Genomic DNA, 9,726 nt, shown 5'->3' on the forward strand with positions numbered 1-9,726 from the left:
CAGGGGGTGCTCTCCTCGGCCGCCAGTTCGGCGACGGCGCGCAGGTCCCGCCGGTACGCCTCCAGTGTGTGGGGGGAGGGCTTGCGGGTCGCGCGGGCTGTCAGGAACTCCTCGATGAGCTGCCGTACCGATTCGTCCTGTTTGTCATGCATAAGGGATATTATGCAGCATTTTCGGGTTCGCCGGCAACGGCGAGAGAGGGGGAGAGCATGCGGCGGTACGTACTGACGGGTGCGCCGGGGGCGGGCAAGACGACACTCGCCGACGCGCTGCGTCGGCGCGGGTGGGACGTCGTCGCCGAGGCGGCCACCGACGTCATCGCGGCCCAGCAGGGGCGGGGCGTCGCCGAACCGTGGCGGGAGGCCGGGTTCGTCGACGCCGTCGCGCGGCTCCAGCGGGAGCGCCGCGAGGCGCCCGGGGCGTACGGGTCGGTGCAGGTCCACGACCGGTCGCCGCTGTGCACGTTGGCCCTCGCGCAATATCTGGGACGCCCGCCGGGGCGCTTGCTCACCGAGGAGGTGCGGCGGGTGCTGCGCGACGGCGCCTACCAGCGGCAGGTGTTCCTGGTCGAGCCGCTGGGCTTCGTGACACCGAGTGCCACCCGCCGGATCGGCTACGCCGAGTCGCTGGCGTTCGCCCGCGTGCACGAGGAGGTCTACCGAGCGCACGGGCACCACCTGATCGCGGTGCCGCCCGCGCCGGTGCAGGTGCGTGTGGCGCTGGTGGAGACACACCTGCGGCACTTCGCCGACCTGCCGTCGGACCGAGCCGAGGGAGGGCCCGATCCGGCTTATTTGACATAATGTACATTATCGAATCGGAGAGAACAGGCGCTCGGACGCCTGCGCAACCGCGCGCACGTTGGCAGCGCGGGCTGCACGCCAACGGCCGTGACCGGTTGGCGCGGCTTCGACCGGCGATGTCGTCCTCAACCGGTGCGGTCACCCTGACGTTCAGCCAGACCTAAGCCGCTGTCGCGGGTCGGCCGCACCGTCACCGGCCTGTGCGGGCCGCCACCCCGGGCGCCAGGCGACACGTCGGTGACCGGCCCTGGGGTTCCCTCTCGGTCCGCGATGATCACGGCGGGGCGCGCCACCGGAGGTGCTTCGTCGTCGTGGCTGTTCGGCCCTGCCCGGGCACGCTCCCCCGCGATGACGAAGGCGAGAGGCCTTCACGGCCGGCGCGGATGGTGGGCCGGCCGCGGCGCACTTGGGGTGCCGGCAAGAAACGTGTCACCAGCCGCAAACGGCGGCGATCTAGCGTGGCGTCGAGCGGACACGGTATTTCGGCTCGGGCCGGTCGGTGTCGCGGCCGGATTGCTTCTCCGCCCTGGGCGTTTCGCCGAACGCTCGTCAGCGGGTGTCCGTGGCTGCTTCCTGCGGGCTCCAACCGGCAAGGAAGGTGAGGGCCTGCTCGGTGGGGCTGGCGGGCTCGAAGGTGTACGTGATGATCGTCAGGCCCGAGTCCCCCGGCAGGTGCAGGGCCTCGCCGGTGAGTTCCAGGTCCCCTGCGACCGGGTGGTGCATCATCTTGGTCGCCGTGTGATGCAGTTTCACGTTGTGAGTGGCCCACCACGTGCGGAATTGCTCGCTGCGGGTGCTGAGTTCGCCGACCAGGTCGGTGAGGCCTCGGTCGTAGGGGTTGCGGCCAGCTTCGGTGCGTAAGGCGGCGGCGCAGTCTCGGGCGACCGTGGGCCAGTCGCGGTAGAAGCCCTGCGAGCGTGTATCGAGGAACAGGTAGCGGGCCAGGTTGAAGCCGGCGCCGTAGGCGCCGGCAAACAGAGCTCGACCGAGCCGGTTGACGGCCAGGATGTCCATCCGCCCATTGCGGGCATAGGCCGGGGCGTTGATGGTGTCTAGAATGCGCTGCACCCCAACACGGACACCGGTACGGTTCAGCGCGCGCCTCGGCCGGCCGGCGGCGCGGTCGGAGGTGTTCGCCGCGTCGGCCAGGTCGAGCAGGTGCGCGCGTTCGGCCTCGTCGAGGTGCAGAGCGCGGGCGAGAGACTCAAGCACCGACGCGCTGACGCCGGTCAGGTTGCCGCGTTCCAGGCGGGTGTAGTAGTCGGTGCTCATCCCGGCGAGCATCGCAACCTCCTCGCGGCGCAGCCCTTTCACCCGTCGCTTGCCACCGAACAATGGCACGCCGGCCTGCTCGGGAGTGAGTCGCTCGCGGCGGGTGGTGAGGAAGTCGCGTACCTCGTTGCGGTTGTCCACGCCTCGACCGTAGGGCCGTGGTCGCGGGCTGAGGGAGGGTCTGGCGTTACCGGTCATGACAGTCACTGCCTCGCGCGCAGAAAAGCGGGTTTCGTGGGCTCAGCGAACGGAATTCACTGAGACTGGCACCGGCCGTTCAGGCGGTCGGCCCCTCCCACAGCGAAGGATCGTGATCGTGTCCGTACAGAATCGCGTCGTCATGCTCAACAACGGCGTCGAGATGCCGATCCTCGGCTTCGGCGTCTACCAGGTGCCCGACGAGCAGACCGAACAGGTCGTCACCGACGCCCTCGTCGCCGGCTACCGGTTGATCGACACCGCCGCCTCCTACGGCAACGAGGAAGCCGTCGGCCGGGCCATTGCCAGGAGCGGCATCCCCCGCGACGAGCTGTTCATCACCACGAAGATGTGGATCCAGCACACCGGCAAGGACACCGCCAAGCGCGAGTTCGACAAGTCTCTGCGGAATCTCGGGCTGGATTACCTGGACCTGTACCTGATCCACCAGCCGCTCGGTGACTACTACAGCTCCTGGCACGCCATGCAGGATCTGTACGGCGAGGGGCTGATCAAGGCGATCGGCGTCTCGAACTTCCACCCCGACCGGCTTGTCGACCTGATCGTCCACAACGATGTCGTACCGGCGGTCGATCAGATCGAGACGCACCCGTTCCACCAGCGCGTCGCCGACCAACAGCTCATGCGCGAGCACGGGGTGCAGATCGAGTCCTGGGGTCCGTTCGCCGAGGGCAAGAACGACCTGTTCACCAACCCGGTCCTCACCGAGATCGGGGTCGCGCATGGCAAGTCCGTCGCCCAGGTCGTCCTGCGTTGGCTGATCCAGCGCGACGTCGTCGTCATCCCGAAGTCCGTGCGCCCGGAGCGGATGGCGCAGAACCTCGACGTCTTCGACTTCGACCTGACCGACGACGAGATGACCCGGATCGCCGCCCTGGACACCGGCGCCTCGATGTTCTTCGACCACCGGGACCCGGCGATGGTCAGCTGGCTCGGCAGCCGCCGTGTCGACTGATGGCATGCGTGACCGGCCCGGCCGAATCTCCCGCCGTACCGTCATCGCGGGTGCTGCTGGCGCCGCGATCGCCACAATGAGTGGCTGCGTCCCTTCCGGCCCGGCCGGCAACGAGCCGGCCGCCGCCCCCAGCCGGCCCGTATCCGACGGCAGGGCCGTTCTGCTGGCGTACTTCTCCCGCGCCGGAGAGAACTACTTCAACGGCGGCCGGCGACGCCTCACGGTCGGCAACACCCAGGTCGTCGCCGAGACGATCGGCCGGCTGATCGGTTGCGACGTGCACCGCATCGAGGCTGCCGACCCCTACCCCGACGACTACGACCCGACGGTCGCTCGCAACGTGCGGGAACAGCGGTCTAACGCCCGCCCGGCCATCACCAACCCGCTGGCCTCGATCAGCCGGTACGACACGGTGCTGCTGGGCAGCCCGATCTGGAACGTCCGTGCACCCATGATCATGACGACGTTCGCCGAAAGCGTCGACTTCACCGGTAAGACGATCCACCCGCTGACCACGCACGCGATGAGCGGCCTCGGCACCACCGAACGCGACTACGCCGTCTCCTGTCCAGGAGCGACCCTCGGCGAAGGACTCGCCGTGCGCGGAGAGGACGTTGCCGACGCGAGCCCGGCCGTCGAGGCATGGCTACGCCGCATCGGCCTGCTGTGACGCCCAGCCACCACAATTTCCAGGGAGAACCCATGGATCAGCGCACCCTTGGCAGCAGCGGACTCACGGTCTCTGCGATCGGTCTCGGCTGCATGGGCCTGAGCCACGGCTACGGCCCGGCTGTCGGCCGCGAGGATGGCATCGCTCTCATCCGTGCCGCCGTCGACCAAGGTGTCACCTTCTTCGACACCGCCCAGATCTACGGCCCGTTCACCAACGAGGTACTTGCAGGCGAGGCTCTGGCACCCGTGCGCGAGCAGGTCGTCATCGCCACCAAGTTCGGCTTCGCCTTCGACGGCGACCGGTCCACCGGCCTGAACAGCCGCCCCGACCACATCCGAGCGACCGTCGAGGACTCGTTGCGCCGGCTCGGCACCGACTGCATCGACCTGCTGTATCAGCACCGCGTCGACCCCGACGTGCCGATCGAGGACGTCGCCGGCACGGTGAAGGATCTCATCGCTGCCGGCAAGGTGAAGCACTTCGGCTTGTCCGAGGCCGGTGTGGAGGTGATCCGCCGCGCCCACGTCGTGCAGCCGGTCGCGGCACTGCAGAGCGAGTACTCCCTGTGGTGGCGCGAGCCCGAGGAGCAGATCCTGCCCACCCTGATCGAGTTGGGCGTCGGCTTCGTGCCGTTCAGTCCTCTGGGGAAGGGCTTCCTCACCGGCGCGATCACCACCAGCACGTCGTTCAGCGACTCCGACCTGCGCAACACCCTGCCCCGGTTCACCGAGCAGGCCCGCGCCGCTAACCAGGCCCTCGTGGACCTGCTGACGGCGATCGCCGCACGCAAGGGCGCCACCAACGCGCAGGTCGCCGTTGCGTGGCTGCTCGCCCAGCACCCCACGATCGTCCCCATCCCCGGCACCACGAAGATCCACCGCCTGCGCGAGAACACCGCCGCCGCTGACGTGGAACTCACCTCCGCAGACCTCAGCGAGATCTCCGCCGCCGCCGACCAGGTGGTCGTTCAAGGTGAGCGCTACCCTCAGCACATGCAGCGGTGGATCAACCGCTGACGCGTCGGCGAGGACGTCCTGGGCCATGGGGGTGTCGACGTGGACGAGGGCGGCCTGCAGCGCCCGCAGGCATAGCACGGACAGTTCCTGCTCGTCGTGGCGATGTCGCCGCCCTTGCCGAAGAGATCGCGCAGCTCAAGTAGCTCGTCGCCCGTGTCGAGGTCACCCATCCCCCGGAGGTCCGCTGACCCGGGCGCCGGCCCGTCGGCGTTTGGGCGACGGGCCGGCGCCGGCCTTTTCCGGATGTGCGGTTCGCCTTCTCGGGGTGACTACGGGTACTCCCCCGGCGCGCGCCACGCGTCCGGCGGACACCGTGGCGGGCGCCGACGCCGCCACGGTGTCCGCATCGGCGCTGGTCAGGTGCCGACGTAGGTGGCGAGGTGTTCGCCGGTGAGGGTGGACCGCTTGGCGACGAGGTCGGCGGGGGTGCCCTCGAAGACGATCCGGCCGCCGTCGTGGCCGGCGCCGGGGCCGAGGTCGATGATCCAGTCGGCGTGTGCCATGACCGCCTGGTGGTGCTCGATGACGATGACCGACTTGCCGGATTCGACGAGCCGGTCGAGCAGGGCGAGCAGTTGTTCGACGTCGGCGAGGTGCAGGCCGGTGGTCGGCTCGTCGAGGACGTAGACGCCGCCCTTCTCGGCCATGTGGGTGGCGAGCTTGAGGCGTTGCCGCTCGCCGCCGGAGAGGGTGGTGAGGGGTTGGCCGAGGCTGAGGTAGCCCAGTCCGACGTCGGCGAGCCGGTTCAGGATGGCGTGGGCGGCGGGGATACGCGCCTCGCCGGTGCCGAAGAACTCCTCGGCCTCGGCGACGGGCATGGCGAGCACCTCGGCGATGTTCCGGCCGCCCAGCGTGTACTCCAGGACGGCTGCCTGGAACCGCTTGCCGCCGCATTCCTCGCAGGTGGTCTCGACGGTCGCCATGACGCCCAGGTCGGTGTAGATGACGCCGGCGCCGTTGCAGGTGGGGCAGGCGCCTTCGGAGTTGGCGCTGAACAGTGCCGGTTTGACGCCGTTGGCCTTGGCGAACGCCTTGCGGATGGGGTCGAGCAGGCCGGTGTAGGTCGCCGGGTTGCTGCGTCGGGAGCCGCGGATCGCGCCCTGGTCGATGACGACGACGCCGTCGCGGCCGGCGACGGAGCCGTGGATCAGCGAGCTCTTGCCGGAGCCGGCGACGCCGGTGACGGCGCAGAGGACGCCGAGTGGGATGTCGACGTCGACGTCGCGCAGGTTGTGCGCGGTCGCGCCGCGGATCTCGAGGGTGGCGGTGGGCGTGCGTACGGTCTTCTTGACGGCGGCCCGGTCGTCGAGGTGGCGGCCGGTGACGGTGTCGCTGCCCCGCAGTCCTTCGACGGTGCCTTCGAAGCAGACCGTGCCGCCGTGGGTGCCGGCGCCGGGGCCGAGGTCGACGACGTGGTCGGCGATCATGATGGTCTCGGGTTTGTGTTCGACGACGAGCACGGTGTTGCCCTTGTTGCGCAGTTGCCGCAGCAGGTTGTTCATCCGCTCGATGTCGTGCGGGTGCAGGCCGATGGTGGGTTCGTCGAAGACGTAGGTGACGTCGGTGAGGGACGAGCCGAGGTGGCGGATCATCTTGGTGCGTTGTGCCTCTCCCCCGGACAGGGTGCCGGAGGGTCGGTCGAGCGAGAGGTAGCCCAGGCCGATCTGCGTGAACGAGTCGAGGAGGTGTTGCAGCCCCTTGAGCAGGGGGGCCACCGAGGGTTCGTCGAGGTCGCGGATCCACTCGGCCAGGTCGCTGATCTGCATGGCGCAGACGTCGGCGATGCTCCTGCCGTTGATCTTCGATGCGCGGGCTTCGGGGCTGAGTCGGGTTCCGTCGCAGCTCGGGCAGGTCTGGAAGGTGACGGCGCGCTCGACGAAGGCCCGGATGTGGGGCTGGAGGGCGTCGACGTCCTTGGCGAGGAAGGACTTCTGGATCTGCGGGATGATGCCGACGTACGTCAGGTTGATGCCGTCGACCTTGATCTTGGTGGGTTCCCGGTGGAGCAGGTCGTGCAGTTCCTTCTTGGTGAACTTGCTGATCGGCTTGTCGGGGTCGAAGTAGCCGCAGCCGCGGAAGATGCGCCCGTACCAGCCGTCCATGCTGTAGCCGGGGATGGTGAGGGCGCCCTCGTTGAGTGACTTGCCGGCGTCGTAGAGGGCGGTCAGGTCGATGTCGTTGACGGTGCCCATGCCCTCGCAGCGGGGGCACATGCCGCCGAGGCGGTGGAACGTCGCCTTCTCGGCCTTGGTCTTGTTGCCGCGTTCGACGGTGATCGCGCCGCTGGCGCGGACGGTGGGGATGTTGAAGGAGTACGCGTTGGGCGAGCCGATGTGGGGTTGGCCGAGGCGGCTGAACAGGATGCGCAGCATGGCGTTGGCGTCGGTGGCGGTGCCGACGGTGGAGCGGGGGTTGGCGCCCATCCGTTCCTGGTCGACGATGATCGCCGTGGTCAGGCCGTCGAGCAGGTCGACGTCCGGTCGGGTGAGCGACGGCATGAAGCCCTGCAGGAAGGCGCTGTAGGTTTCGTTGATCATCCGCTGTGACTCGGCGGCGATGGTGCCGAACACGAGTGAGCTCTTGCCCGAGCCGGAGACGCCGGTGAAGACCGTGAGGCGGCGTTTCGGGATGTCGACGCTGACGTCCTTGAGGTTGTTCACGCGCGCGCCCTGCACGCGGATCAGGTCGTGGCTGTCGGCGATGTGGGCGGTTGCCTGGGTGTCCGTCCCCGTGGCGGTGCTCATCGTGTCTCCATCTGCTGCGCGGGGCCGCCGTCGCGGTCCCCGCGTCGAGGGTTTCCTAGGTGTCTGGGTGCGCCCGAGGGGTTAGTGCAGCTCGTTGATGCGGATCAGGTTGCCCGTGGGGTCGCGGAAGGCGCAGTCGCGGACGCCGTAGGGCTGGGCGGTGGGTTCCTGCACGACGTCGGCGCCGCTGGCCTGTAGCCGCTCGAAGAGGCCGTCGAGGTCGTCGGTGGCCAGGGTGATCGCGCCGTAGCTGCCCTTGGCGATGAGTTCGAGGATGGTGCGGCGTTCGTCGTCGGTGATGCCGGGTTCGGCGGCCGGCGGGTGCAGGACGATGGACGTGCCGGGCTGGTTGGCGGGGCCGACGGTGAGCCAGCGCATGCCGTCGTATCCGACGTCGTTGCGGACCTCGAAGCCGAGGGTGTCGCGGTAGAAGGTCAGGGCGGCGTCGGCGTCGGTGTGCGGGAGGAAGGCGTAGTGAATGGTGATGTCCATGCCGGTCAGGCTAGTTGCGGCTGCCTGGCGCGTGCTTCTCGATTCCTGATCGGTCTGGTCACCTGTTTCGCGATGCACGCGGGCATCTCCGCCGTCGCGTGAGCCGTCCGGGCGCGGTAGGTGCTCGGCGGCACACCGACCAGTTCGGTGAAGCGGGTGCTGAAGGTGCCCAGCGAGGAGCAGCCGACGGCGAAACAGACTTCGGTGACGCTGAGGTCGCCACGGCGCAGCAGCGCCATGGCGCGTTCGATGCGCCGGGTCATGAGGTAGGCGTACGGTGACTCGCCGTACGCCTGGCGGAACTGGCGGCTGAGGTGTCCGGCTGACATGTTCGCGCCGCGGGCGAGCGCCTCGACGTCCAGGGGCTGTGCGTACTCGCGGTCGATGCAGTCGCGGACGCGGCGCAGCCGGGCGAGGTCGCGTAGGTGCTGGTCGGCGGCGTCTCTGCTGGTCACCTGCGAGATCGTGCCACGTGGCGTCGGGGTTGCCCAGCAGGGTCGGCGGCCTGTCGCCGCCAGTGTGCCGGGTCATACCGTGTCGAGTGCGCGGTGCAGGCGTCGGGCCTCGGTGACGAGGCGGCTGGATCCGCCCCGGCCGGCGACGTCGGCCAGGCCGGGCACGTCGATGCGGGTGCCGGTCGTGCTGGCCGTCTCGGCCGCGAGGCTCAGCAGGTCCGGCAGGCCGCGCGGGGGCTGGGGTGCGGCGAGTGCCGACGGCAGTGCGGCGGCGATCAGTCGCCACACGGTCAGCGGTGCTCCGGCCTGGGCGGCGTCGCGTAGTGGTTCGAGTGCCCTGGACAGCTTCACCAGGTGCCCGGCGACGAGTCGGCCGAGGTGTCCGCCCGTCGCGGTGGCGTCGAGCTGCCCGGCCGCGGCGAGGGCGAGCAGGGCGTCCAGGGCGGCGATCCGGTCGGTGCCGTGGCGGGCCGCGAGGCCGTAGGACAGGGCGAGGTCGAGGGCCGGTCCGCCGGGGCCGGTGGTTTCGGCGAGCAGCGGCAGCATGGTCGTGCCGCCGCGTTGGTCCATGTCCGCGGTGGCGGCCACGATCGGCAGGGCGTACGCGGCGACGACTGCCCGGTGTCCCGGCAGGGTCGACGGCAGCAGGTTCGCCCAGGCGGAGTGCTCGACACCGATCGGTGCGGGGTCGACGGTCAGCAGTCCGTACGGGTCGTCGTATCCGTCGGGTGGGCGCAGCTCGACGAGGATCCGCTTGGGCGGTAGTTGGTCGTACTCCCAGTCGTAGCCGTTGCGGCGGGGGCGTCGGGTGCGGGTGACGGCGCGCGTGACGGGTTGTGGCAGTCCGCCGGCGCGCAGCCAGGTGGCGAGCCGCTCCCCCGCCGGGGTGCCCAGTGCCGCGGCCTTGCCGGCGACCGTCTCGTCGGTGTCGGCGGGTAGGCGCAGCAGGGCCTGGGTGAGGTCCCAGTGCCAGGCTGGGCGGTCGCCGAGGGCCGCGAGGCGCTCGATCAGGGCGAGCGGGTCGAGGGTGCCGTTGGCGTGGGTGGGGGTGGCGAGCAGGCCGGGGTGTCCCGGCTCGGCGAGGTGCGCGCCGATCT

8 protein-coding genes and 2 pseudogenes are annotated in these 9,726 nt (G+C 69.8%); 4 read left to right on the forward strand and 6 right to left on the reverse strand.

Annotated elements, in window-relative coordinates:
- Positions 1-152: pseudogene (locus tag F6X68_RS25900) on the reverse strand (site-specific integrase); the annotation flags it as partial.
- 57 nt (positions 153-209) lie between these two features.
- Between F6X68_RS25900 and F6X68_RS25905 the strand changes: the two are divergent.
- Entirely contained in the window at positions 210-803 is a 594-nt protein-coding gene (locus F6X68_RS25905; RefSeq protein ID WP_151456723.1) for an AAA family ATPase, read from the forward strand.
- A 549-nt stretch (positions 804-1,352) separates the two neighbouring features.
- Here F6X68_RS25905 and F6X68_RS25910 read toward each other — a convergent pair.
- Positions 1,353-2,216 (reverse strand): helix-turn-helix transcriptional regulator, encoded by an 864-nt coding sequence (locus F6X68_RS25910; protein ID WP_151456724.1) that lies wholly within the window; start codon positions 2,214-2,216, stop codon positions 1,353-1,355.
- A gap of 175 nt (positions 2,217-2,391) precedes the next feature.
- Here F6X68_RS25910 and F6X68_RS25915 point away from each other — a divergent pair, with 175 nt between their 5' ends.
- The 3 genes from F6X68_RS25915 (at position 2,392) to F6X68_RS25925 (ending at position 4,938) form a co-directional block, all read left to right on the forward strand.
- The gene (locus tag F6X68_RS25915) at positions 2,392-3,249 is read left to right on the forward strand and encodes an aldo/keto reductase (protein WP_225852430.1); all 858 of its coding nucleotides are present in this window, start codon (positions 2,392-2,394) and stop codon (positions 3,247-3,249) included.
- Positions 3,250-3,325: 76 nt separating this feature from the next.
- The gene (locus F6X68_RS25920; protein ID WP_151456725.1) at positions 3,326-3,919 is read left to right on the forward strand and encodes a flavodoxin; all 594 of its coding nucleotides are present in this window, start codon (positions 3,326-3,328) and stop codon (positions 3,917-3,919) included.
- A 32-nt stretch (positions 3,920-3,951) separates the two neighbouring features.
- Positions 3,952-4,938, forward strand: coding sequence for an aldo/keto reductase (locus tag F6X68_RS25925; RefSeq protein WP_151456726.1), 987 nt, complete (start codon positions 3,952-3,954; stop codon positions 4,936-4,938).
- Between the two features lie 356 nt (positions 4,939-5,294).
- On the opposite strand, the gene F6X68_RS25930 is transcribed toward F6X68_RS25925, so the two are convergent.
- From F6X68_RS25930 to F6X68_RS33685, 4 genes and pseudogenes are all read right to left on the reverse strand, one after another.
- A complete protein-coding gene (locus F6X68_RS25930) occupies positions 5,295-7,682 on the reverse strand; it encodes an excinuclease ABC subunit UvrA (protein ID WP_151456727.1) in 2,388 nt (795 codons plus the stop codon).
- Between the two features lie 81 nt (positions 7,683-7,763).
- Positions 7,764-8,174 carry a VOC family protein gene (locus F6X68_RS25935; protein ID WP_151456728.1) on the reverse strand — a complete coding sequence of 137 codons (411 nt, stop codon included), beginning with the start codon at positions 8,172-8,174 and terminating at the stop codon, positions 7,764-7,766.
- Positions 8,175-8,179: 5 nt separating this feature from the next.
- On the reverse strand, positions 8,180-8,629 hold the full coding sequence (locus tag F6X68_RS25940) for a helix-turn-helix transcriptional regulator (protein ID WP_151456729.1): 450 nt from the start codon (positions 8,627-8,629) through the stop codon (positions 8,180-8,182).
- A gap of 72 nt (positions 8,630-8,701) precedes the next feature.
- A pseudogene (locus F6X68_RS33685) lies at positions 8,702-9,726 on the reverse strand (hypothetical protein); the annotation flags it as partial.

It is taken from the genome of Micromonospora sp. AMSO12t (genome assembly GCF_008806585.1).
In the GTDB taxonomy this organism is placed as follows: Bacteria; Actinomycetota; Actinomycetes; order Mycobacteriales; family Micromonosporaceae; genus Micromonospora; species Micromonospora reichwaldensis.

What these genes read in the sequence shown, in the direction of transcription:
- F6X68_RS25905 (WP_151456723.1), top strand. Translation starts at nt 210, where the DNA reads ATGCGGCGGTACGTACTGACGGGTGCGCCGGGGGCGGGCAAGACGACA.
- F6X68_RS25920 (WP_151456725.1), top strand. Translation starts at nt 3,326, where the DNA reads ATGAGTGGCTGCGTCCCTTCCGGCCCGGCCGGCAACGAGCCGGCCGCC.
- F6X68_RS25925 (WP_151456726.1), top strand. Translation starts at nt 3,952, where the DNA reads ATGGATCAGCGCACCCTTGGCAGCAGCGGACTCACGGTCTCTGCGATC.
- F6X68_RS25930 (WP_151456727.1), bottom strand. Translation starts at nt 7,682, where the DNA reads ATGAGCACCGCCACGGGGACGGACACCCAGGCAACCGCCCACATCGCC.
- F6X68_RS25935 (WP_151456728.1), bottom strand. Translation starts at nt 8,174, where the DNA reads ATGGACATCACCATTCACTACGCCTTCCTCCCGCACACCGACGCCGAC.